Origin of the sequence: Neisseria sp. HMSC15G01, from assembly GCF_001808255.1 — a bacterium.
Classification (GTDB): domain Bacteria; phylum Pseudomonadota; class Gammaproteobacteria; order Burkholderiales; family Neisseriaceae; genus Neisseria; species Neisseria subflava_A.
In genome coordinates this window covers 45,237-68,053 of sequence record NZ_KV792654.1, presented here as the reverse complement: position 1 = coordinate 68,053, position 22,817 = coordinate 45,237, and the positions used below count along the sequence as shown (strand labels likewise).

The window sequence follows — 22,817 nt, the reverse complement described above, 5'->3', positions numbered from 1 at the left end:
CGTCATGTCTGCATTGTACTAAGGCTCAAATTATCGTCTGAAAATAGCTTTCGGCTGTTAAAATACGAAAAAATAATTTGATTTGTTTGTATGTTCTACCACCGTATTGCCGTAAACGTGCCGCTTTCAGACGGCCTTTTGACTTATTCGCATTCCGAGCCGCTTCCGCCGGGAACGCGGGTGCTTGTGCCTTTTCGCAATAAAACCGTTGTCGGGATTGTGTGGGAAACGGATATCGCGCCTAATATGGATACGGCGCGGATTTTGAGCGTTCAGACGGCCTTTGTAGAAGAAAAGCCGTTGCCTCAAAGCTGGCGTGATTTGTTGGCATTTACGTCGCGTTATTACCACTATCCGATGGGGCAGGCGGTGTTTGCCGCACTGCCGCAGGGTTTGAAGGAAACGCGCGCGGTGGAAATGCCGCAGCCGCCGTTGTTTTATGCTTTGAACGAAGCGGGCAGGGCGCAAACGCCGCCGCCGGCTCGGTTCAACAAAAAAGCGGCTTTGTGGGACGCGTTGCTGTCGGGCGAAATGACGATGGCGGCGTTGAAGCAGGTGAACGCGCAGGCGGCGAAATTAATCGAAGATTGGGCGGAACAGGGTTGGATTAAAACGACGGAAGCGGCGAAGCCCGTTTTAAGGTCGTGTAATGGCCAGGCTTCGCACTCTGAATTTGTATTAAATGCCGACCAGCAGAAGGCTTCCGATGAAATTCAGACGGCCTTTGGTAAATTTCAACCGTTTTTGCTGTACGGCATCACCGGCAGCGGCAAGACCGAAGTGTATTTCGATGCGATGGCGAAAGTGTTGGCGCAGGGGCGGCAAGTGTTGTTTTTGTTGCCGGAAATCAACCTCACGCCGCAGCTTTTGAAGCGGGTGGAAAACCGTTTTGCCGATGTGCCGACCGCCGTGTTGCACAGCCAGATGGCTGCGGGCAAGCGCACGCAGGATTATTTGCGCGCTATGTTGGGGCAGGCGAAGCTGGTGATTGGCACACGGTTGGCGGTGTTCACACCTTTGCCTGATGTCGGGCTGATTGTGGTCGATGAGGAACACGACGGCTCGTTCAAACAAGACAACGAATTGCGCTACCACGCCCGCGATTTGGCGGTGTGGCGGGCGAAGCAGAGCGGCTGTCCCGTCGTGTTGGGTAGCGCCACGCCCAGCTTGGAGAGCTGGCACAAAGCACAAAGCGGCGCCTACCGCCTGTTGCAACTGACCGAGCGCGCCCATGCTTCAGCGCAACTGCCGCAAGTGGAAATACTTAATGTAGGCCGTCTGAAACTCGACAACGGCTTCTCTCAGCAAGCCTTGCAGCTTTTGAAACAGAACTTTGAAGCAGGCGGCATGTCGCTGGTGTACCTCAACCGGCGCGGCTTTGCACCCGCGCTGTTTTGCGGCGACTGCGGCCATACCTTCGGCTGCCCGAACTGCTCCGCCAAAATGGTGCTGCACCAACGCGCCCGTCAACTACGCTGCCACCACTGCGACCACCGCGAACCCATCCCGTTTAAATGCCCCGACTGCGGCAACCAAGACTTGACCGCCGTCGGCCACGGCACGCAGCGCGTCGAAGAAACCCTGCGCGCCTTTCTCCCTAAAGCAACCGTCGTCCGCGTCGACAGGGACAGCACGGCGCACAAAAACGACTGGGCGGATTTGTACCGCCGTATCGCCGACAACGAAATCGACATTCTGGTCGGCACGCAGATGCTCGCCAAAGGCCATGATTTCGCGCGACTCAACCTCGTTATCGTGTTGAACGCCGACGGCAGCCTGTACAGCGTGGACTTTCGCGCGCCGGAAAGGCTGTTTGCCGAGCTGATGCAAGTGTCCGGCAGGGCGGGGCGCGCTGACAAACCTGGCAAGGTGTTGATACAGACCCAACTGCCCGAACATCCCGTCTTCGCCGCCGTCAAAGCGCAGGACTACGCCGTGTTTGCCGAAAACGAATTGAACGAGCGAAAAATGTTCGCCATGCCGCCTTTCGGTTTTCAGACGGCCGTCCGTGCCGATGCGCCGCGCGTTGCCGATGCGATGGAATTTCTCAACGCCGCTAAAGAAACCCTCGCTCCGCTTTTGCCCGAAAGCGTCTCCCAGTTTGGTGCCGCTCCGATGCTGATGGTGCGCCTCGCTGAACGCGAACGCGCGCAAATCTTCCTTGAATCAACATCCCGACAGGATTTGCACCGCGCCGTAAGTTTGTGGGTGCAGGTGTTGCAGCAAAACCGCGACGGCAAAATCAGATGGTCGGTGGATGTGGATGTGCAAGAGGCTTGATTGAAATGATTCAATCCATAAGGAAATAAAAGGCCGTCTGAAAATCTGTTTTCAGACGGCCTTAAGTTTTGAAATCAGTTTAGAAGAATTTTGCAGCGATATAGCCGAGTGCAAGCAGGCTCAAAACGGCGAATACGATAGCCATTGTAAGCAGAAACTGTGTTTTCTTCCTCGCTGCAAGTGCGGCCAGCTCAGGATTTTGGCCTAACTCTTCGCGTAATTGGGATTCCAACTCGGCACGGATTTTCTTGCGCAGCTTTTTCTCTTCCTGCTCGCGTTCGTATTTGAGCTTGTGGGCAATTTCGGTTTGTTTTTTATGCTCGAAAGAGATTTTTTCCTGCCATTCAATGCGTTTGCGCTGGATGGCCAGCTCATTTTTTTCTGTCAAATCAAAGTGGCAGGTTTTACATTCCTGTGCATCTAGTTCGTCAATAATCGTCATGCAGACGGGGCATTGGATAGGGTCGGGAGTATTGGCTGCCGATACAGTTTCTTCTTCAACTGCTTCCAATTCCATAGACTGACGGACGATCACGTCCAAACCCAAATAGCTGAAGTAATGCTGCGCATTTTCGCGCTCATCTTGGGTACATTTTTCGGCCACAATCGCTTGCGGACGCTCAGCCAAGGCTTGAATCAGGCTCTCGACTTCGTTTTCGGGCAGGTTCTCATACAGGCAGGCGTGGATGAGCTCCCTATCCGTGTTCGGAGGATAGGAAACGTATACGTCGAAAAATTTTTCTTGTTTGTTCATTAATATCCCATGAGTATTTCGACTGCGTCAACCAAATGGGTTTAGCCTAAGGTTTTGTTATTGTGTTTGAGCTGTTTTGGCTTATGATACGAGCCAAAACAGAGGCTGCAGTCTCAGGCAGACCAGGTACGGTTTGCCTTTGTGTCGTTAATCGGCTGGCCAATAATTTTTTATTTATATGGAAACCTACATGTCCAATGTTATGTCTATTGTAGAGTAAATATTCACGCCCGATATTATTATTATAAAGTAAATCTAAAATTGTTTAAAATAAATTCACAAAAACAGGCCGTCTGAAGATGCAGACGGCCTGTTTTTGTGGCAAAAACGGATTGTTTATACGGAGAAGGACGAACCGCAACCGCAAGTTGTCTCTGCATTCGGATTGCGGATGACGAATTGAGAACCTTGCAGGCTTTCGGTGTAGTCGATTTCCGCACCAACCAAATATTGGTAGCTCATCGGGTCAACCAAGAACGTCAGGCCGTTTTTCTGGATTTCAAAATCGTCGTCGTTTTTGATTTCATCAAAGGTAAAACCATATTGGAAGCCGGAGCAACCGCCGCCGTTGACGAATACGCGCAATTTCAAATCGGGATTGTTCTCTTCGGCGATCAGGTCGGCAACTTTGGTGCAGCAGCTGTCAGTAAAGATAATAGGGCTTTCGTCTGACATGATGTGATTCCTTTTATATGAATATTTTTACTATTGTCGCGCAAACCGTTAGTCAAGGCAAGCTTGTGCAGACAGGGTCTGCCAGCTTACATGGAGGGCATGGCAGAAATTTCAAGCACCAGTATGTCAGATTTAGATGCTTCTGCCAAACCATTCGACACGGCCGATGATGGCAACGTCGTCGGTCGGGTTTTTCAAGTCGATTTCAAAAGTAGGGTAGGCTTCGTTGGCGGAAATGACGTTGACGATGCCACCGGGTATCAGTTGCAGGCGTTTGACCAAAAGGTTTTCGTTGAGGCGCAAAACATAGAGGCCGTCGCGCGGTGTGGTTTGGCCGTGATTGATGAGGATGGTGTCGCCATCATTCAGCACGCCTTCCATCGAGTCGCCTTTGACTGAGATAACGGAAAGGTTTTTGATGTCGCGCGTCACATAATTTTCAATCCAATAACGTCGGAACGCCATGGCGAACATGGGCTGTTCGTCGCCGACGAGCTGACCGTGTCCGGCTGCGGCCTGGATGTCGTAACGCGGTACGAAGACAAATTCGTCTATATCGACAGGATTGCCCAGTGTGTCGGTTGCCGTGGCTTTTGGGGCTTCGGAATCGGGGAAGGGAGAACCTTCGCCTGTCAACAGCCAGTCTATGCTGCAGCCTTTAAGTTGTTTGATTTTTTTTAGTGTTTCTGATTTCGGCAGGCCGCCTTCGTTCCAGATACGGCTGAATCCGGCGATGGTCATATCGATGTCGGCGGCGATTTTGGCTTGGCGGGCTTCATCTTTCCATAAGAAAGCCAGGCGGTCTTTAAAGGTATCCATGTTTATGCCTTTATGGAGGTATGTTTTTTATATGGTTTGGACGATTTGAGTGTATTTTACCTTAGTTTTTATAAAATTGTAAGAAAAAAATTACTTCATCTAAGAAAAAGTATTGCATATTCTATTTTTTCTTAGTATTATTCGATTTGTCTTAGATAAATCGATATTTCTAATTTTCTGTTCGATTTTTCTTAGTTTAATTTTATTTGGTTTAGTTTTTCTGATTTAAACCTGCTATATGATTATGATGAGAGGTGTGAAATGACTCGTTCGCGTAAAAATACTTTTTGGGTGCTGCTGGCGTTGGTACTGGGTTTTTTTGCTCTGCCTTTCGGATCTTCGGAGGCGCATGAGGCGGACGGTAATCTGACGGCTTCGGAATGCGAACGCTTGGGCAGCTTGAGTCTGGATCAGATGGATGGCAGGCTGCTGGCTTTTGCTAAAGAATGTGATATGGTGGAGGCTACCCACGATTGGGAGCAACAGTACGGCAACTTGAATGAAGAAGAAATGCTTGCCGGCGTGGTGTATGAGTGATGTTTGTGAATGAATTGATAAAGGCCGTCTGAACAATCAAAGTTTCAGACGGCCTTGTGTTTTCAATAAGATGATATTAAGGCATCAATGGTGCATTAGTCAGGCCGGTGGTTTCGGGCAGACCGAACATAATGTTCATATTCTGCATGGCTTGACCGGCTGCGCCTTTAACCAAGTTGTCGATGACGGAAAGAACAATCCACACATCGTCTTGATCGGGCGCTCTTTGAACGCTGATACGGCAAAGGTTGGCGCCGCGCACGCTGCGGGTTTCAGGTGTCGAACCTGAAGGCAGGATATCGACAAAAGGACTGTCGCGGTAGTATTCGCGCAGTAAGGCTTCAGGATCGGTATGTTCTTGCAGGTGCAGATACAGGGTGGCATGCATGCCTCGTATCATCGGAACAAGGTGTGGCACGAAAATCAGGCCGTCTGAAACATGATCTTGAAGTCCGGACAGGGTTTGTCGGATCTCAGGCAAATGGCGGTGGCCACTGACGCCGTAGGCTTTGAAGTTATCGCCTGCTTCGCACAACAGGGCATGGGTGCTGGCTTTGCGGCCTGCACCGGAAACACCGGATTTACAGTCGGCAATCAGAGGCGCGTTGGTTTTCAGACGGCCAGCCTGAAGCAGTGGCAATAAGGGCAGGGAAACGCAGGTAGGGTAGCAGCCCGGATTGGCCACCAACATGGCTTTGGAGATGTCGTCTTTGTAAAGTTCGCACAAGCCGTACACTGCTTGGGAAACAAGTTGCGGCGCGGCATGGGTCATTTTGTACCATTTTTCCCATGTTAGGATGTCGCGGATGCGGAAGTCGGCAGACAGGTCAATCACGCGTACGCCTTTTTCGACAAGGGCCGGTGCTTCTTTCATGGCCACGCCGTTGGGCGTGGCGAAGAACACGAGGTTGCAACGGTCAAGCCCTGCATCTTCGGGCGTTTGGAATGCAAGGTCGTAAATGCTGCGCAGGCTGGGAAAGTAGTCGGCAACCGCAATACCGGCTTCGCTTCGGCTGGTGACGGCAGTGACTTCTGCGTTGGGGTGGCTGCTGAGCAGGCGCAACAATTCAACGCCTGTATAACCGGTTGCACCGACGATACCAATTTTAATTTTTGTGGTCATGGTGTGGCTCCTTTGTAGGGTAACAATGCATTTGATTATATAGTAATTAATTGCCGTCGGTCAGCGGTGCTTGTGCCAAGCTTTGCAAGGGACGGTTAAACAGGCCGTCTGAAATATGGGATTAACGATATTGGAGAGAGGATTTCAGACGGCCTGAGCGTTTGGAAAACGCAGTTTGCGGTTCGATTTGTCTGTTGATTTGTGGTGGGTGTTTCGTCTTTATCCTATTCATACAGACACAAAATAAAAACGCAAAAAAATGCCCCCGGGTTGGAGAACCGGAGGCAAGTATCCAAGGAGTAGCTCTCATCAATAAGAACTAGTTACTTGGTACTATATCCCTTGTTAGGATTGAAAGCAAGAGTTTTGCACATTTTAACATTTAAATAATTTTTTCATTCAAATTCAGTGAGCTATCAAACAGGGCTTTAATCTTGGGTTGGTGGCTGATGCCGATGACCAAAGTATCGGGCAAATGTTGCTTGAGGGTCTGCATCAACATCAGGGCGGATTCGTCATCAAGCTGGTTGGTGGCTTCATCTAGGAACAGGATTTGCGGTTTGTGCAGCAGTGCGCGTGCAAGGCTGAGGCGTTGCTGTTCGCCGCCGGAGAGGATGCTGTGCCATTCGTATGAAGTGTCCAAATCGTTCATCAACGTGTGCAGCCTACCCGTGGGGCTGCTTAAGCCGACTTGTTCCAAAACGGTTTGAATCAAATGGTCGTCTTGGCAGGCCGCATAGGGATAGCTGACAGTTTGACGCAATGTGTCCGCAGGCAGGTAAGGGCGTTGCGGGAAAAACAGGCGGCTGCCTTCAAGGGAAAAACTGCCGTGATAATACGGCCATAAACCGGCAAGCACGCGAAGCAGCGTGGATTTGCCGATGCCGCTTCGCCCTTCAAGCAATACCCATTCCGGAGAACGGGCTTGGAGGTGAATATCAGTAAGCAGGGGACTGCCGGTTTGGGTGTGGATGGTAAGGTTTTGCAGGACTGCCTTGCCGCGATGATGCGGCAAATCTGTTTGGTGTGACTGAAGGGAGGGGCTTTTTTGTTCTGCTTGTTCCAAGGCCGTCTGAAAACCGGAAAGCCGTTCGATGACTGCCGCCCATTCATTCAGGCGGCGGTATGCATCGGTAAACCAGCCAAAACTGTCTTGAACGCGGGCAAACGATGTGCGCGTCTGCATCATGTCGCCGAAGGTCATGGTTTTGGCGAGGTACATGGGCAGGGTGGCGAGGATGGGGATGAAGATGCTGATGCGCACGTAGGTCGCCCAGAAGGTTTCTTGGCGGAATTCGCAGTTGGTAAGCCGCCGCCAGTTGTCGCGGATGCGGAGGTAACGTTGTTTCAGACGGCCTGTTTCGGCTTCGCCGCCGTTGTAAAAGGCGATTTGTTCGGCGTGGTCGCGCACACGCAGGAGGGCGGCGCGGTAGTCGGCTTCGCGGTGCTGGCGGTCGATGTTGAGGTTTTTGAGTTTGCGGCCGACGAGGTGGGCAATCAGGGTGCTGATGACGGAATAAATCAGGGCAACCCAGACGAGGTAGCCGTGTATGGTGATGTCGCGCCCGCCGATGTTGAAGGTCTGCACGCCGGAGAGCGTCCACAATACGGCGACGAACGCGCTGAATTTGGCAATATTATTGATGAAGGAGCGGAACAGCCCGATGCTTTTGTCGGCGATGAGGTAGATGTCTTCGGCGATGCGCTGGTCGGGGTTGTCGGGTTCGCCGGTCAGGCGCAGGCGGTAGTGTTTGTGGCCTTCGAGCCAGTTTTGCTGGAATTGTTCGGTCAGGTGGGTGCGCCAGCGGAAGATGAGGCGTTTTTGCAGCCAGTCGCCGCAGACGATGCAGCCGATAATCATCGCCATGTAGCCGAGGTATTCGACGATGAGCGCGGGCATGGACGCGCCGTCAAACGCAGCCAGCGCGTCGTAGAAACGTTTGTCCCACGCGGCGATCCAAACGCTGATGGTGATGGAACAAAGGGTGAAGCCGATGAGGACGGCGAGCATCAGCCATTGGATGCGCCCGTGCGCCCCCGTCCAGAAAGGACGGGCGAGTCGGAAGAATTTTTTGAGGATGTTCATGGGGGTGTTTGTATCGATAATGAAAGGCCGTCTGAAATCGGGATTGTATAGTGGATTAAATTTAAATCAGGACAAGGCGACGAAGCCGCAGACAGTACAGATAGTACGGCAAGGCGAGGCAACGCCGTACTGGTTTAAAGTTAAGCCACTATACTTTCAGACGGCCTTATTTCATACGGCGACTACATCTTCCACTTCAGGCTGAACACGGCGTTGCGCGGTTCGCCGTAGAAGCTGCCGCTGTTGGCGGCACGGCTGTATTGGTTTTCGTAGTAGCGTTTGTCGGTCAGGTTGTTGACCGCCAGCCCCAGTTGCAGGTTTTTGCTCGGGCGGTATTGGACGTTGGTGTTCCAAACCGTGTAGCCGCCTTGCTTGATGGAGCCGTAGGAATTGGCGGTTTTGCTGCTGCTCTTTACCCCCAGCCCGACCGTCCATTTGCCGTCATCCATCGGTAGGATATAGCTGGTGTAGAGACGGAACATATGTTTCGGCGTATGGCTGCTGAAGTTGTAGCCTTTTCGGCGCGATTCAACATTGTCGCCGACGCTGTTGCGGTTGGTGCTGCGGTTGAAGGTGTAGCCTGCGTAAACCTGCCAACGGTCGGTCAGGCTGCCGGAGATTTCGGCGTCCAAGCCGCGGCTGCTTTGATCCAGCGGTTCCCAATAAGGGTGCGGACGGGCATTGACGCGTTGGTTGTTGTTGTCTTTGTCGGTGCGGTAGAGGGCGACGGAAGTATTCAGACGACCTTCGTTCCATTCGCCTTTCCAGCCGATTTCGTAGTTGCGGCCCATAATCGGCGGCAGAAGGTTGTCGTTGTAGTCGCGGTTCATCGTTTGTTTGAAGATGGATGTGTAGGCGGCGTAAACGCTTTGCTTGGGCGTGATATCGTAAGTGATGCCGGCATAGGGGATGAAGCGGTTGCGTTTGAGCGCATAATAGGTGCCTTCCGAGCTGTCTTTGAGGTTTCTGTCCCAATAGAGGTTGCGGTGCCAGTTGGTATAGCGTCCGCCGACAATGACGTGCAGTTTGTCGGTAGGATTGATGCGCGCGCCCAAACCGAAGGCGTGGGTGCGGTAGCTGCCGTTGCCGCCGCGTGACTTGGCGGTATCGGCATCCCAATCGGGTTTGGCTTTTTCGCTGCCGTTGAACGCATCTGCGTTATAGGTGCTGCTGTCGTCGAACCAGCGGTTGCCCGTGTTCATCTTCTCTTTGGAATAGCTGTGCATGAAGAAGAGGTCGTGGCTTTGTCCGAAGGCGAAGATGCGGCCGGTCAGGTTGTTTTGAAAAGTAAACTGGCGGTTGCCTGCATCGTAACGGTCGAAGCTGTATGTGGTTCCCAGGCCGTCTGTGCTGATGCCGTTACCTGTGCCGCCCAGCGTGTAATATTCTTTTGAACTGGTGTTCTTGCGCCAGTCCAACTTGCTGCTCAGTTTCCAGTTGTCGTTGAAATAATGTTCAAACTCGGCAAAGAGATTGTATTTTTTCAGGCGGGCTTCGTTCCAATCCGCACCAAGATAGCGGCTGCGTTTCCACTCTTTGCCGTCTGCACGCATAGGCAGGCCGTCAGGATCGGGTGTTTCGGTTTGGTTGAGATAGCTTACGCCCCAAGTAAGTTTGCTGTTGTCGCCGATGTCTTTGTCCATCACGCCGTAAAGCAGGATGTCGCGGCCGCCGGATTGATCTTTGAAAGTTTTGTTACTGCCAACCGAGCCGACAAAGCGTCCGCGCAGGCCGTGTTCTTGGCTTAAGGTACCGGATGCATCAAAGACGCTGTTTACTTTGCCCCATGAGTTTGCCATCAAATCGGCGGAAAGCTGGCGTTTTGCAGTCGGCTTTTTACGGACGGCGTTTACCGTGCCGCCGGGTTCGTTGTTTGCCTGTGTCAAACCTGCCGCACCGCGCACCACTTCAATGTGGTCGTACATTGCCATATCTGTTGCACTGGTCGGGTCGCCGGCCGGGCCGCCTAAGCCGAATCCACCGGGAGAGCCGAGTTGAGTGGCAATACCGTCTTCTTCAAACTGTTCGATAAAATAGCCGCGCGACATGAAATGCGTGCGTCCGCCGCTTTTGAAAACATTGATGCCCGTAGCGTTTTGCAACGCACCTTCTAAGTCGGTGATGCCTTGGTCTTCAATTTGTTTTTTAGTAATGACACTGACGGATTGGGGAATTTCCCGCGGAGAGAGAACCAGCCCTGTGGTTGAGCGCAGGGCGGATACTGTGTAGCTGTTTTGACTTTCAGTGCGCAGGCTTTTGTTTTTACCCACTACGGTAACTTGTTCCACTTCAGCCTGGTGTACCTCTTCGGCAGCTTGTGCGGCTTGGGGCAATGCGGCAAGGCAGAGAGCAAGTGTGCTCAGTTTGAATAGTTTCTCAGAATGATGCATTTGATGAGGTCCTTGATAAAGAAAGATCTGTTTGTTTTTAAATATTGGCGGCAATATCTGTTTAAATTGAGCGGTTATTTTTTATAATCCGTTTTGTTTTAAAAATTAAATCTAAATCTCCGAATCATTTTATTTGATTCAATTTCGATTTTGCCAAACCATCGGGTCAAAAAAAGGTTGCCATCGGAAAGGGAGCCGTTGGCAACGAATGGAGGTGGTAATGCAATGAAAGCTAGATATAATGGGTAATACCAAACTAGCCATAAAGAACTATATCGAAACGGTGAGAAAAATCAACAGGAATTTTTTTCGGTTGAGAAAATTTTTTAGACTGTTTGCTTTATATCAAGATTTAAAAAAAGGTTTGATTGGAAAAGGCCGTCTGAAAACGGAAAGAATCGGTTTCAGACGGCCTTTGAATCAAGTGAGATTAGAACTTGTAATCGACTTTGAACATGACGTTGCGCTGTTGGCCATAGTAGTTGTTCGCGCCTTTGCTGCTGACTTTGTTGTTCTCGTAGTAGTAACGGTTGAACAGGTTGGTCGAAATCAGTGCAAGTTTCAGGTTTTTCGATGCCTGATAATCAATGTTGGCATTGAATACCGCATGACCGCCGCGCTTCACGCCGTAGAGGCTGGCGGTTTTGCTTTGTGCGGTTACGCCGCCGCCGATGGTCCATTTTTTGCCGTCAAACGGCAGGTTGTAGCTGGTGTGGAGGCGCAGCATGTGTTTTGGCGTGTGCAGGCTGAAATTAGTGCCTGCGGGGACGGTGCCTTTGCTTTCCGCTTCAAGATATTTGGACCGGTTGAACGTATAACCTGCAAACAGTTTCCAATCTTCGCTCAGGTTGCCGGATATTTCGGCTTCGATGCCGCGGCTGCGGACTTTGCCGACGGGTTCCCAATACCATTTTTGGTCTGCCGTATCCCAAACCTGCACCGCGCGGTTTTTCTGTTCGATGTCAAACAGGGCAAGCGAGGTATTCAGCTTGCGGTCAAACCATTCTCCCTTCCAGCCGATTTCGTAGTTCGCGCCGGTAACGGGTTCAAGATAGGATTTGTCTTTGCGCTGATTGCTGTTCGGTTTGAAGATGGATGTGTAGCTGGCATACAGGCTTTGGTTCGACGTCAAATCGTAGGTAACGGCGAAATAAGGATTGAAACGGACGGTTTTGCGGTCGGTAACCGAATCGGGATCGCTGTCTATCTTGCCGCCCGTGTAGAAATAGTCGGTTATATATTTCGATTTGATGTGGTTCCAACGCGTACCTGCCATGATATGCAGTTTTTCTTTCAACATATTGAAACGGAAGCCTAAAAGCAGCGCGTGGGTGGTGCGTTTGGAATGGGTTTCCCAATACATCTGATAAGGTGTGGCGTGCCAGTCGGCGGGTTCGGCGATTTCGTTGCCGGTAAAGGTCATCGGGTCGAAGGAAACGCCCGGGTTGTATTGACGGCGGCTGCCGTTGTTTTTGGTGTGCGTGTAAGTGTATTCGGTAAAGATTTCCTGCGGCACGCCTATAATTTCAAATTTGCCGTTCAAATTATTTTTGAAGGTCAGTTGTTTCTCATCATTGTCGTAACGGCTTAACCAGCCAGAGGCTAATGCGCTGCCGGGCGTGTAGCCTGCGTAGGACGTGGACGTATTGTAAATGCCGCTGTTTTTCTTGGTATTTTCGTTGTAGTTGTAATCCAGCTTGCCGGTATAACGCCAGTTGTCATTGAAATAATGTTCCACTTCGGCGAATGCGTTCGCTTTGTCGTAAACGCCTTTGTTCCAGTTGTAGCCCAGATAAGTATCGCGCGGCAGGTTCAATGCCACGCCCCAATCGTCGGGCTTGGTGTGTTTGCGTTGATAGAGGCCGCCCCAAGTGATTTTGGTGTTGTCGCCGACGGATGCGTCCATCACGCCGTAAAGCGTGGCATTGCCGCCTTTGACGCGGTCTTTGAAATTTTTGTCGCGTTCCAATGCGACGACGGCGCGGCCGCGCAAAGTGCTTTCATCGTTCAGACGACCTGAAAAGTCTCCCGTGGTGCGGACTTTACCGAAGCGGTCGATTTGGACTTCGCCCTGAATAATGCGTTCGCCAGTGGGGCGTTTGCGTACGGCGTTCACCGTACCGCCCGGCTCGCCGTTTGCCTGCGTCAGCCCGGTCGCACCGCGCACGACTTCGATATGGTCGTAAACGGCGATGTCGTTCATGCTTTGCGCGTCATACATCGGATTGTTGATGGCGCCGGGGACGGTAGATGAGATTCCGTCCTCTTCGATTTGGTCGATATAGAACCCGCGCGATTGGAAGCGCGGAATGCCGGCATCACGGATGACGTTTACGCCGGTGGTGGTTTTCAGGGCATCAACCAAGTTGGTAATCCCCTGCTCATTGATTTGTGTCTTGGTAATCACGCTTACCGACTGCGGCGTTTCTTTCGGAGACAAGGCAAGCCCGGTGGTGGTACGCATGGCTGAAGTTGTGTAGGAGTCGCGGTTTTCGGTGCGGGTGGAACGGTTTTTGCCGGTTACATTGACGGTTTGTAGCTCGGAAGTTTGTTTGGGTCGGGGTGTTGCAGTGTTTTCTGCTAAGGCTGCATAAGGCAGGGTGGCAATAATGAGTGCTAATGTTTTAAGGGTTGGGGCGTTCATGAACGTCTTTCTATAATTAAAATAAAATAATAATAATTATATTTTACGGTAATTTTGTTGTTTTGTAATTTAATAACAAGATTTTGAGGGTTTTTAGCGGATTTATGTTGTTTTTATGGTTTTTGAAGGTGTTTTTGAAATTAAACTAGTTAAGGGAATCAAGCGAGAGGCCGTCTGAAAATTTTTGGGGTTGTTCGGCTATAATGCTGTTTTGGTTTTTTTAAGGCCTTTGCAAAAATACGGTTTCGGGGTTTTAGGCTGAATGTGTACCCAATATGTTTGCAAAGGTTTTGGGGTATGAGGAGAATGAGATGAAGAAAGTTTTGGTGTTGCAGCATGGGGATTTGGGCGCGTGCGACTGGTCGGCGTTTGGCGGTTTGGTGTCTGCGTCATCAGGGAAGTCGATGTTGCGTGTGCCGGTTGATGATGATTTTAAATTGACGGACGAGATGCGTGCGGCGTTGATTGCACAGCAGATAGATGGCGCGGTGTTGCCGGATGTGGCTTTTGCTGATTTGGGACTGATTGTCAGCGATATGGATTCGACGCTGATTACGATTGAGTGTGTGGATGAGATTGCGGCCGGTGTTGGGCTGAAGGATGAGGTGGCAGCGATTACGGAGCAGTCGATGCGCGGCGAGCTGGACTTTGAGCAGTCTTTGCGCAAGCGTGTGGCTTTGCTGGCCGGTTTGGATGAGCGCGTGTTGGAAGAGGTGTACAAGAATGTGTTGCAGCTGTCGCCGGGCGCAGAATTTTTGTTGGAAGAGTGTAAACGGAATGATGTGAAGTTTATGCTGGTGTCGGGCGGATTTACGTTCTTTACGGAACGCCTACAACGGCGTTTGGGCTTGGATTTCCATTTTGCGAATGTGTTGGAAGTGGAAAACGGCAAGCTGACAGGCCGTCTGAAAGGGCGGATTATCGATGCACAGGCTAAGACGGATTTGTTGCGTGAATACCGTGAGCGTCTGGGTTTGGCTCCGTGGCAGGTGGTGGCGATGGGTGATGGTGCGAACGATATTCCGATGATAAGGGAGGCGGGATTCGGCATTGCTTATCGGGCGAAACTGAAAACTGAAGCGAATGCGGATGCGTGTGTGCGCTTTGGTGGTTTGGAGCGGATACGCGGTTGGTTTGCGTAAACTGTTTGAGGATGTTTGTCAGTCAGGCCGTCTGAACAATCGGGAAACCGGTTTTCAGACGGCCTGATGTTTTATAAGGCGATAAAACGGTAGCCTTCGGCATCAACTTCGAGAATGGAGGCGTAATTGTTGCGCCAGTCGCCGAGCACGATGCGGGTGTAATCGGCGTTGCGGTGGATATTTTCGCGGTGGGTATGGCCGTGGATGAGCAGGGGCGTGTGGAAGCGTTGGACGGTTTTGTGGGTAAAGGTTGGATTGACGTCCATGATGTCGGCGGTTTTGTGCTGTTTGTCCTCTTTGCTCTGCTTGCGGATTTTGGTGGTGATGTTCAGTCGGAGTGTGAGAGGCAGGAGCAGGAACAGGCGTTGCAGCCATTTTTGATGGACGGTACGGCGGAATTTTTGATAAGAATGGTCGTCGGTGCAGAGAGTGTCTCCGTGACAGAGCAGGGTGGGTGTGCCGAACAGGTCGATAACGGCATACTCGGGCAGTAAGGTCATGCCGGTATCGCGGGCGAAGGTTTTACCGATGAGGAAGTCGCGGTTGCCATGGATAAAATAGCAGGCGATGCCGCGCTTGGTCAGGTCGCGGATGGTTTGTTTGATGGTTTGAACCAAAGGGCTGTTTTCGTCATCGCCGATCCAAAAATCGAAAAGGTCGCCAAGAATGTATACGGCTTGGGCATGAACGGCTTTTTCCTTGCATAAATTTCTGGAAGAGTGCGGTCAGTTGAGGATAGGATTCGCTCAGGTGCAAATCGGCGATGAAGTAAATCGGCATGATGATATGGGACGTATGGGAAGGGTTTTATTATAACTTGGGTTGCCGCGTTTGGATTTGGGCTTGGTGTTTTTCGTTTGTAATGCGGTGATTTTATTGTTTTGATGTGATAAAGGCCGTCTGAAACATCTTTTCAGACGGCCTTTGTGGTTTATTGGGCTTTGCCCTGATAAGTGATTTGTTTCAGTGTATCTTCTTGGTATAAGTCGCTGATGGGGACGGTATAGAAGAATTCGTTGCTACGAACAAAGCGGTTGACCAAATCTTTGTCGAGATGGAGGACGTGGTGTCGCAGTTTATTTAAGCCTTTGAATATCATGGTGCTCCAACGCATATAGCCGTCTGAATTGGGGCGGATGTCGTTCATGGCATCAAGGGCGAGGAGTTTGCGGTTTTGCTCTTCTTTATCTAAAGGATGGGAATAGATGCTTCGGAAGTAAAACGGTTGCTCGGAGGGCGGCGGCAGGCTGAGGGAAGAACCTACTTTGCCGATAGGGAAGTCGTCGCTCAGATAATGTATGGTGTGCAAAAACAGATTGCCGCGGCGGTAATCGATTTTACGCAGGGCTTCGATGGCGGCCAGCGCAGTATGTTGATGGTCAGGATGCACATCAATATTGGGGGACGGCGTCACGATAATATCCGGCTGAAATGTTTCTATCAGATAGCCAAGGTTGTCTACCAAGCTGTTCCAAGTCGAGCCGGGTTTGAGATGTTTCGCCAATGGGGAGGGATTGGCACTGCGGAAAATATCGACATCGGTCGTATCGATTTTGGTCGATTTAATCTCTTTTTCCGGATTTTGGCGCATGGCGGTCAATGTGCTGTCGAAGTAGCCCAGCTGCAGGATGTTTTCAGACGGCACGCCGGCCAAAAGGGGAACGGCTAGGCTGTTCCAAACGCGCATCCGGCCTTTTTGCAGATATTGTGCCTGGGTGTCGAAGTCGCATGTGCTGTAAAGATTGCCATAGTGAAAGCTGCCGCCTTCGCTGGCGGTTAAAGTGCAGATCATTGAATTGGCGGCGTGTTTTTCGTACAAGCCGTATGCGCTGAGTTCAGCATCGTCAGCATGAGGCGCGAGGACAAGGATTTTTTTGCCGTCGAGGTTTTCACGCGGATAAACAGAGAGTTCGATTTCTTGATCTGGCAAGGACAGGTATTTGCCTTCCAGGCGGATGGTTTTGTCGCTGTCGGAGAAGGTGTCGCTCAGATTGATATAGCGCACGCCTTTTGCGCCGTATTCGAAATATTGCTTCCATCTGCCTTTAGATGAAATGGTTTCAACAAAAGGCAGTATCAGCAATCCTGCCCAAGTCGATTTGATGCGGATTTTGGCAATAACGGTATCTTGCCCGCTGATAGTGGCGGGCAAAGTCAGGCTGCCACCCTTGAGGGTGGCATGCGCGGTAGAGGGAAGGGAGGGATAGTTATAATCTTGGTGTGTGTCGTAGGCGAACTGTTTTTTATGAATAATAGAAGTAATAATAAACAAAGTAACAAAAAAAATCAGTATCAGCCCAATTAGTATCAGAAACATTGTCAGGTTCCTTTATTGTTATAACAGCTATGATATTGCTTGCGAAGTCTATTTGTTTGTTTTTCTTACAAACGGTTGTTTTTTGTACTCTAACGTCATTAAAGAAAACGTTTAAAATAAAACAGTTTTCGGGTTGATTATATATAAACGACCAAAATGTAGAAAGGCCGTCTGAAAGATTTGAAAGAAATTTCAAAAATTTCAGACGGCCTTGATATTTTAAAGGTTAAGCCGGTAAATTATGCTTCTTTTGTTTCAACTGCTTTCTGACGCAGACGCAGGCTCAACTCGCGAAGTTGCTTGTCGTCGACCACATTAGGTGCATTGGTCAGCAGACATTGTGCACGTTGTGTTTTCGGGAAGGCAATCACGTCGCGGATAGATTCTGCACCGGTCATCAGGGTAACCAGACGGTCGAGGCCGAATGCAAGACCGCCGTGAGGAGGCGCACCGAATTTCAGGTTGTCCAAGAGGAAACCGAATTTCTCTTGTTGCTCTTCAGGGCTGATTTTCAGCGCGGCAAACACTTTTTCTTGTACGTCTGCACGGTGGATACGGATAGAGCCGCCGCCGATTTCCCAGCCGTTCAATACCATATCGTAGGCGCGAGCCAGGCAGTTTGCAGGGTCGGAAACCATCAGGTCTTCATGACCTTCTTTTGGTGCGGTAAACGGATGGTGTACGGCAACGTAGCGGTCAGCTTCTTCGTCGTATTCGAACATTGGGAAATCGACCACCCACAAAGGCTTCCATTCGTCTACGAAGTAGCCGTTGTCTTTGCCGTGTTCCAAACCGACTTTAATACGCAATGCGCCGATGGCTTCGTTTACGACTTTGGTTTTGTCTGCGCCGAAGAAGATGATGTCGCCGTTTTGCGCGCCGGTACGCTCGATGATTTCTTTCAGAGCGTTTTCGGACAGGAATTTCACGATTGGAGATTGCAGGCCGCTGTCTTCGCCGTTGGAGAGGTTGCTCACATCATTTACTTTGATGTATGCCAGACCTTTCGCGCCGTAGATGCCGACAAATTTAGTGTATTCGTCGATTTCTTTGCGGCTAAATTTCGCGCCGTTCGGTACGCGCAGAGCGACCACGCGGCCGCCTTTCATATCGGCTGCGCCACGGAAAACTTTGAATTCCTCAGTTTTCATCAAGTCGGTCAACTCGGTAAATTTCAAGTTGATGCGCATATCTGGTTTGTCAGAGCCGTAGTAGAACATGGCCTCAGAGTAAGGCATGCGTGGGAAGTTGCCCAAATCTACATTCAAAGCATCTTTGAAGACTTGTTTGGCCATGCCTTCAGTGATGTCCATGATTTCATCCTCGTTCAGGAACGAGGTTTCCAAGTCGATTTGAGTGAATTCAGGTTGACGGTCGGCACGCAAGTCTTCATCACGGAAACATTTGGTAATTTGGTAGTAACGGTCGAAACCTGCAACCATCAGCAATTGTTTAAACAATTGTGGAGATTGCGGCAGAGCGAAGAATTCGCCCGGATGAACGCGGCTTGGTACGAGGTAGTCGCGCGCGCCTTCGGGAGTGGAGCGGGTCAGCATTGGGGTTTCAATGTCGATGAAGCCTTGCGCGTCCAAGTAGCGGCGAACGCCCATAGCGACTTGGTAACGCAGGCGCAGGTTACGTTGCATGGTAGGACGGCGCAAGTCGATAACACGGTTGGTCAGGCGAACGTTTTCGCTGATGTTTTCATCATCGATTTGGAACGGAGGCGTAGCGGCAGCGTTCAAAACTTCGATTTCTTTAGCAAGGATTTCGATTTTGCCGGAAATCATTTTGTCGTTGGTTGTGCCTTCAGGGCGGTTGCGTACGCGGCCGGTAATGCTCAAAACGTATTCGTTGCGGGAGGAGTCGGCAGCGGCAAATGCTTCCGGAGTGTCAGGGTCGATAACGACTTGAACGATGCCTTCGCGGTCGCGCAGGTCGATAAAAATCACACCGCCGTGGTCGCGTCGGCGGTGTACCCAGCCTTTGACGGTAACGGTTTGGTCTAAGTATTGCTCGCTGATAAGGCCGCAATAGTTGGTACGCATAAAATCACCTTTTTATATTGTTCAATTTAAAAAAGAAGGAAAGGCCGTCTGAAAAAAAAGAAGACCTTAATTGTTATGTTCGGTATCACCGTCTTCTGACGGTTTTTGGGCAGATAGGGCTTTAACCGGTAAGTCGTCCGGCATGACCATGCCCAGTGAAATTACATATTTCAATGCCTGATCCACGCTCATGTCCAGCTCGCGAACGTCGTTTTTTTTAACCATGATGTAATAGCCGCCGGTCGGGTTGGGTGTGGTTGGGACGTAAACGGAAATATAGTCCTCATCTTGCGGCAGGCTGCCTTTGAGTTTGTCGGGGATATGACCGGAAACAAAGGCTATCGTCCAAATGCCCGGTTGTGGAAAGGGAACCAGTACGGGGGTTTTGAACGAGCGGCTGCTGTCGGAGAGCAGGGATTCGGAAACTTTTTTAACGCTGGAGTAGATGGATTTGACGACGGGAATCCGACCCAAAAGGCTGTCCCATGCGCCGAGAATCCGTCTGCCTAAAACGTTGGCGGCAAATACGCCAGTAACGAACAAGACGATGGTGGCGGCAACAATGCCCAAACCGGGTATGTTGAATCCCCAGAAATGCTGGGGCTGCCAGCTTTCCGGCAATAGGCTGATCAGTCTGTCGGCGGCGGATATGATGTAGGTCATCGCCCAGATGGTTACGGCAATCGGCAACCAAACCAGTACGCCTGTAATCAGGTATTTCTTTAAAGCCTTGGCGATTTTTCCGCTTTCGGCTGCTGCTTCTGTCATCTTTGTTTCATTCCGGCAAGTTTTGCCCAAACTTTGCATTATACGCGTTTGGGCGCTAGGAAACGAGTATTTTAAACGAATGGCTTGTTTTGTTTTATTGTTTCAGACGGCCACCTTGATTGCACAGGCCGTCTGAACAATATGGGGGGAATTAGATTCCGTCCCAGTCGTTGAACATCAGGCCGAAGCCGATGCCGTTTTGTTTGTGGTTGTAATCAATCAGGCTTTCGCCGTAGCCGTGGAAACCGCGGACAACGCCTTTGAGTTTGCCTTTAATTGGGAAGGTATAAGCAGCTTCAACGGCACCGCGTCCGCTTTTGGGGTTGTAACGCAGGACGGAATAAACATTTTGTTTGTCATTGAAGCGGTATTGGACTTTCAAGTCGCCGTAGCCCATGTATTTGTTGATGTCCGGATTGTCGTCGTCATCTCCTTTTTGGTCAAAGGCGCGCATCCAAACTCTAGGAATAACGGTCAGCTTGCCCCATTCCATGCCGGTCATGGCGTAAACGCGGTTCCATGAGCGCGATTCCGGGCGGCTTTGACCGTTGGATTGGTGAACAAAACCTGCGCCGACCATACGCAGCTTGCCGCCGAAAGGCAGGTCTGCTTTAACGGGTTGGGTAATGAAGATTTCAGGCTCGTAGTCGGTGTTGCGGAACGGTGCGGATTTGCGGCCTTGGTTGAAGATTTGCCAGTCGGATTTTTGGGTGTAGCCAAACCATACGTCGGCACGGGTTTTGAATAAATCTTCGGCAATCTTGCTTTTGAAGGAAACCTGCATTTTGGTTTCGAGGCGTTTCTGCTCGCTGAATTTTTCCTGCGTGGTTACACCGCGACTGGGGGATTCTGGGTGGTAGTTGGGGCTGCTGTTGTACCAAACAGGCATGAGGTACATAGGGTTGTGTTCGCGTACGCTCAACAGGCCGCGTGTGTCGTTTTTATCCAAATCGTACATCAGGCTTAAAGGCGTGTAGCTGTCGGCAGTTTCGCTTAATACGTCGTCTGAAATATTCGGATGGGTAGGGTTGTCGAGTACGATGGCCGCTTCTTTTTTCTCAATGCTCTTGCGGACGCTTTGTTCGAGGTCAACCGGTGTTTTGGTGCTTTCGGTTTGCGCTTGCGGCAGTGGGGATTGAGGGGGGAGTTGCGCCGAGTAGATGTTGTCGTAACACGCCAAACGGGTGGCGTTGTCTTGAATGGTGGTGCAGTGTAGGGCGGTATCGGCGGCGGCCAGCGGGGCGGCGGTAATGAATCCGATACTTAGGGAATGTTTCAACATCTTGTTCATGAGAGTTTCCGTTGTTTTTCAGACGGCCTGATGAAGGGTAAATGGTTTTATTTGGTCGGTTTGGGCTGTGAATACGGCAATGCCCCTGAAAGGCAAGACCTCAGGGGCATCGTATCAGCTCGATTATCCTGCTTGGGTTGTCAGGATTTCCGGCATCTGCGTCAGTATTAAGCCAAAGCTTTTACTTTAGCAGACAGACGGCTTTTATGACGGGCTGCTTTGTTTTTGTGGAATACGCCTTTGTCAGCGATGCGGTCGATGACTTTAACGGATTCTTGGTAAACTGCTTGAGCAGCAGCTTTGTCGCCGGCTTCAACTGCTTTCAACACTTTTTTTACAGCGGTACGGAATGCAGTACGCAGGCTGGCGTTGTGGGCGCGTTGTTTAACCGACTGGCGGGCACGTTTGCGGGCTTGTGCGCTGTTTGCCATATTGAATATCTCCTGAAAAATAAATTCTGTAAACGCGCAATTTTAAAGACAGATTTCCTTGTATGCAAGCTTTTTCTCTATAAACGCGCGCAAATCAGCCGTATTTTGCCCAAAAACGACAGCCGGTGCAACGCTTTTGGTAAAAAGATGGTGTTGCTTTGCCTTATTTCAATAAAAATCAGATGGATATTGCTTTGCGTTTGCTTACGTTTCCATTACAATAGCCTAACTCTGCGCCGGGGTGTTTATGGGGTGCAGGGTTTCTTATTTATTGACATTAACCACTCTTTCATCAGGAATCTGCCCGTATGAAAAAATCTGTATTAGCCGTATTGGCCGCATTGTCTTTGGCCGCGTGCGGCGGTGGCGAGAAAAAAGCCGAGCAACCTCAAGCAGGCAGCGCGCCTGCTGCCAATGCCGAGGCAGCCGCTACCGATACTTTGAATATCTACAACTGGTCAAACTACGTTGACGAAAGTACAGTCGAAGACTTCAAAAAAGCCAACAATTTGAAGCTGACTTACGATTTGTATGAAAACAATGAAACGCTGGAAGCCAAAATGCTGACCGGTAAATCCGGCTATGACTTGGTTGTACCCGGTATTGCCTTCCTGCCGCGCCAAATTGAGGCAGGTGCATACCAAAAAATCAATAAGGATCTGATTCCGAACTACAAAAACATCGACCCTGAGTTGCTGAAGATGTTGGAAACCGCCGACCCGGGTAATCAATACGCCGTTCCTTATTTCTCCGGTGTGAACACTTTGGCGATTACCGCGAAGGGCAAGGAGCTTTTGGGCGGAAAATTGCCTGAAAACGGCTGGGATTTACTGTTCAAACCCGAATATACCAACAAGCTGAAATCTTGCGGCATCGCTTTGTGGGATACACCGAGCGAAATGTTCCCAATCTTGTTGAATTACTTGGGTAAAGATCCTAAAGGCTCGAATCCTGAAGATTTGAAAGCAGCGGCGGAAGTTTTGAAAACCATCCGTCCTGACGTGAAACGTTTCAGCCCTTCCATCATTGACGAATTGGCGCGCGGCGACATCTGCTTGGCGGCAGGTAACGGCGGCGACTTGAACTTGGCCAAAGCGCGTTCCGAAGAAGTGAAAAACAACGTCGGCATTGAAGTGTTGACGCCGAAAGGCATGGGCTTCTGGATTGAATCTTGGCTGATTCCGGCCGATGCGAAAAACATCGTTAATGCCCACAAATACATCAACTACACGCTGGATCCCGAAGTGGCTGCGAAAAACGGTATCGCCGTAACCTTCGCACCGGCCAGCAAACCTGCACGAGAAAAAATGCCTGCCGAGCTGGTGAATACACGTTCTATTTTCCCGAACGAACAAGACATGAAAGACGGTTTCGTCATGCCTCAAATGAGCGCAGATGCGAAAAAACTGTCTGTTAACTTGTGGCAAAAAATCAAAGTCGGTTCAAATTAATTGTGAGCTGATTGTTTGAAGCAAAGCAAAGGCCGTCTGAAATTTTTCAGACGGCCTTTTT

The 22,817-nt window shown here is 50.4% G+C and carries 16 protein-coding genes and 2 pseudogenes; 5 read left to right on the top strand and 13 right to left on the bottom strand.

Features of this window, described 5'->3' with window-relative positions:
- Positions 1–90 precede the first annotated feature (90 nt).
- Positions 91–2,280, top strand: coding sequence for a primosomal protein N' (locus HMPREF3139_RS00575; protein ID WP_070459456.1), 2,190 nt, complete (start codon positions 91–93; stop codon positions 2,278–2,280).
- A gap of 79 nt (positions 2,281–2,359) precedes the next feature.
- Here the strand turns inward: HMPREF3139_RS00575 and HMPREF3139_RS00570 are convergent, their stop codons facing one another.
- From HMPREF3139_RS00570 to HMPREF3139_RS00560, 3 genes are all read right to left on the bottom strand, one after another.
- Positions 2,360–3,034 carry a hypothetical protein gene (locus HMPREF3139_RS00570; protein WP_070459453.1) on the bottom strand — a complete coding sequence of 225 codons (675 nt, stop codon included), beginning with the start codon at positions 3,032–3,034 and terminating at the stop codon, positions 2,360–2,362.
- 336 nt (positions 3,035–3,370) lie between these two features.
- Positions 3,371–3,709 carry an iron-sulfur cluster insertion protein ErpA gene (gene erpA / locus HMPREF3139_RS00565; RefSeq protein ID WP_003680162.1) on the bottom strand — a complete coding sequence of 113 codons (339 nt, stop codon included), beginning with the start codon at positions 3,707–3,709 and terminating at the stop codon, positions 3,371–3,373.
- A gap of 132 nt (positions 3,710–3,841) precedes the next feature.
- The gene (locus HMPREF3139_RS00560) at positions 3,842–4,528 is read right to left on the bottom strand and encodes a S24 family peptidase (protein WP_003680158.1); all 687 of its coding nucleotides are present in this window, start codon (positions 4,526–4,528) and stop codon (positions 3,842–3,844) included.
- A 261-nt stretch (positions 4,529–4,789) separates the two neighbouring features.
- On the opposite strand from HMPREF3139_RS00560, the gene HMPREF3139_RS00555 reads away from it, so the two are divergent.
- A complete protein-coding gene (locus tag HMPREF3139_RS00555; protein WP_003680156.1) occupies positions 4,790–5,065 on the top strand; it encodes a hypothetical protein in 276 nt (91 codons plus the stop codon).
- Positions 5,066–5,141: 76 nt separating this feature from the next.
- Here the strand turns inward: HMPREF3139_RS00555 and argC are convergent, their stop codons facing one another.
- Positions 5,142–6,188: an N-acetyl-gamma-glutamyl-phosphate reductase gene (gene argC / locus HMPREF3139_RS00550; RefSeq protein ID WP_070459450.1), complete on the bottom strand. Its 1,047-nt coding sequence runs from the start codon at positions 6,186–6,188 to the stop codon at positions 5,142–5,144.
- Positions 6,189–6,570: 382 nt separating this feature from the next.
- Positions 6,571–8,274: an ABC transporter ATP-binding protein/permease gene (locus HMPREF3139_RS00545; protein ID WP_070459447.1), complete on the bottom strand. Its 1,704-nt coding sequence runs from the start codon at positions 8,272–8,274 to the stop codon at positions 6,571–6,573.
- A 46-nt stretch (positions 8,275–8,320) separates the two neighbouring features.
- Here HMPREF3139_RS00545 and HMPREF3139_RS11075 point away from each other — a divergent pair.
- Positions 8,321–8,428, top strand: a pseudogene (locus HMPREF3139_RS11075) (IS5/IS1182 family transposase); the annotation flags it as partial.
- Positions 8,429–8,456: 28 nt separating this feature from the next.
- Here the strand turns inward: HMPREF3139_RS11075 and HMPREF3139_RS00535 are convergent.
- Together HMPREF3139_RS00535 and HMPREF3139_RS00530 are read right to left on the bottom strand one after the other, a co-directional pair.
- Positions 8,457–10,664 (bottom strand): TonB-dependent siderophore receptor, encoded by a 2,208-nt coding sequence (locus HMPREF3139_RS00535; protein WP_070459444.1) that lies wholly within the window; start codon positions 10,662–10,664, stop codon positions 8,457–8,459.
- A 430-nt stretch (positions 10,665–11,094) separates the two neighbouring features.
- Positions 11,095–13,308 carry a TonB-dependent siderophore receptor gene (locus tag HMPREF3139_RS00530; protein ID WP_070459441.1) on the bottom strand — a complete coding sequence of 738 codons (2,214 nt, stop codon included), beginning with the start codon at positions 13,306–13,308 and terminating at the stop codon, positions 11,095–11,097.
- 311 nt (positions 13,309–13,619) lie between these two features.
- Between HMPREF3139_RS00530 and serB the strand changes: the two genes are divergently transcribed.
- A complete protein-coding gene (gene serB / locus HMPREF3139_RS00525; RefSeq protein ID WP_083290021.1) occupies positions 13,620–14,450 on the top strand; it encodes a phosphoserine phosphatase SerB in 831 nt (276 codons plus the stop codon).
- A 71-nt stretch (positions 14,451–14,521) separates the two neighbouring features.
- Here serB and lpxH read toward each other — a convergent pair.
- The 6 genes and pseudogenes from lpxH to rpsT all read right to left on the bottom strand — a co-directional run bounded on the left by lpxH (position 14,522) and on the right by rpsT (position 21,305).
- A pseudogene (gene lpxH, locus HMPREF3139_RS00520) lies at positions 14,522–15,230 on the bottom strand (UDP-2,3-diacylglucosamine diphosphatase).
- Positions 15,231–15,381: 151 nt separating this feature from the next.
- Complete coding sequence (locus HMPREF3139_RS00515) at positions 15,382–16,767, bottom strand: PIG-L deacetylase family protein (RefSeq protein ID WP_070459439.1); 1,386 nt, start codon at positions 16,765–16,767, stop codon at positions 15,382–15,384.
- Positions 16,768–17,006: 239 nt separating this feature from the next.
- Entirely contained in the window at positions 17,007–18,815 is a 1,809-nt protein-coding gene (aspS, locus tag HMPREF3139_RS00510) for an aspartate--tRNA ligase (protein WP_070459436.1), read from the bottom strand.
- Positions 18,816–18,881: 66 nt separating this feature from the next.
- On the bottom strand, positions 18,882–19,583 hold the full coding sequence (locus HMPREF3139_RS00505; protein ID WP_070459792.1) for a DUF502 domain-containing protein: 702 nt from the start codon (positions 19,581–19,583) through the stop codon (positions 18,882–18,884).
- A gap of 151 nt (positions 19,584–19,734) precedes the next feature.
- Positions 19,735–20,874, bottom strand: a complete 1,140-nt coding sequence (locus tag HMPREF3139_RS00500) for a phospholipase A (RefSeq protein ID WP_070459433.1) — start codon at positions 20,872–20,874, stop codon at positions 19,735–19,737.
- A 167-nt stretch (positions 20,875–21,041) separates the two neighbouring features.
- A complete protein-coding gene (gene rpsT / locus HMPREF3139_RS00495) occupies positions 21,042–21,305 on the bottom strand; it encodes a 30S ribosomal protein S20 (RefSeq protein ID WP_002212556.1) in 264 nt (87 codons plus the stop codon).
- A 308-nt stretch (positions 21,306–21,613) separates the two neighbouring features.
- On the opposite strand from rpsT, the gene HMPREF3139_RS00490 reads away from it, so the two are divergent.
- Entirely contained in the window at positions 21,614–22,756 is a 1,143-nt protein-coding gene (locus tag HMPREF3139_RS00490) for an extracellular solute-binding protein (RefSeq protein WP_070459430.1), read from the top strand.
- The last annotated feature ends 61 nt before the right edge of the window (positions 22,757–22,817 follow it).

Excerpts from the sequence above, each read along its gene's own strand:
- HMPREF3139_RS00575 (WP_070459456.1), top strand. The coding sequence starts at position 91 with ATGTTCTACCACCGTATTGCCGTAAACGTGCCGCTTTCAGACGGCCTT.
- HMPREF3139_RS00570 (WP_070459453.1), bottom strand. The coding sequence starts at position 3,034 with ATGAACAAACAAGAAAAATTTTTCGACGTATACGTTTCCTATCCTCCG.
- erpA (WP_003680162.1), bottom strand. The coding sequence starts at position 3,709 with ATGTCAGACGAAAGCCCTATTATCTTTACTGACAGCTGCTGCACCAAA.
- HMPREF3139_RS00560 (WP_003680158.1), bottom strand. The coding sequence starts at position 4,528 with ATGGATACCTTTAAAGACCGCCTGGCTTTCTTATGGAAAGATGAAGCC.
- HMPREF3139_RS00555 (WP_003680156.1), top strand. The coding sequence starts at position 4,790 with ATGACTCGTTCGCGTAAAAATACTTTTTGGGTGCTGCTGGCGTTGGTA.
- argC (WP_070459450.1), bottom strand. The coding sequence starts at position 6,188 with ATGACCACAAAAATTAAAATTGGTATCGTCGGTGCAACCGGTTATACA.
- HMPREF3139_RS00545 (WP_070459447.1), bottom strand. The coding sequence starts at position 8,274 with ATGAACATCCTCAAAAAATTCTTCCGACTCGCCCGTCCTTTCTGGACG.
- HMPREF3139_RS00535 (WP_070459444.1), bottom strand. The coding sequence starts at position 10,664 with ATGCATCATTCTGAGAAACTATTCAAACTGAGCACACTTGCTCTCTGC.
- HMPREF3139_RS00530 (WP_070459441.1), bottom strand. The coding sequence starts at position 13,308 with ATGAACGCCCCAACCCTTAAAACATTAGCACTCATTATTGCCACCCTG.
- serB (WP_083290021.1), top strand. The coding sequence starts at position 13,620 with ATGAAGAAAGTTTTGGTGTTGCAGCATGGGGATTTGGGCGCGTGCGAC.
- HMPREF3139_RS00515 (WP_070459439.1), bottom strand. The coding sequence starts at position 16,767 with ATGTTTCTGATACTAATTGGGCTGATACTGATTTTTTTTGTTACTTTG.
- aspS (WP_070459436.1), bottom strand. The coding sequence starts at position 18,815 with ATGCGTACCAACTATTGCGGCCTTATCAGCGAGCAATACTTAGACCAA.
- HMPREF3139_RS00505 (WP_070459792.1), bottom strand. The coding sequence starts at position 19,583 with ATGACAGAAGCAGCAGCCGAAAGCGGAAAAATCGCCAAGGCTTTAAAG.
- HMPREF3139_RS00500 (WP_070459433.1), bottom strand. The coding sequence starts at position 20,874 with ATGAACAAGATGTTGAAACATTCCCTAAGTATCGGATTCATTACCGCC.
- rpsT (WP_002212556.1), bottom strand. The coding sequence starts at position 21,305 with ATGGCAAACAGCGCACAAGCCCGCAAACGTGCCCGCCAGTCGGTTAAA.
- HMPREF3139_RS00490 (WP_070459430.1), top strand. The coding sequence starts at position 21,614 with ATGAAAAAATCTGTATTAGCCGTATTGGCCGCATTGTCTTTGGCCGCG.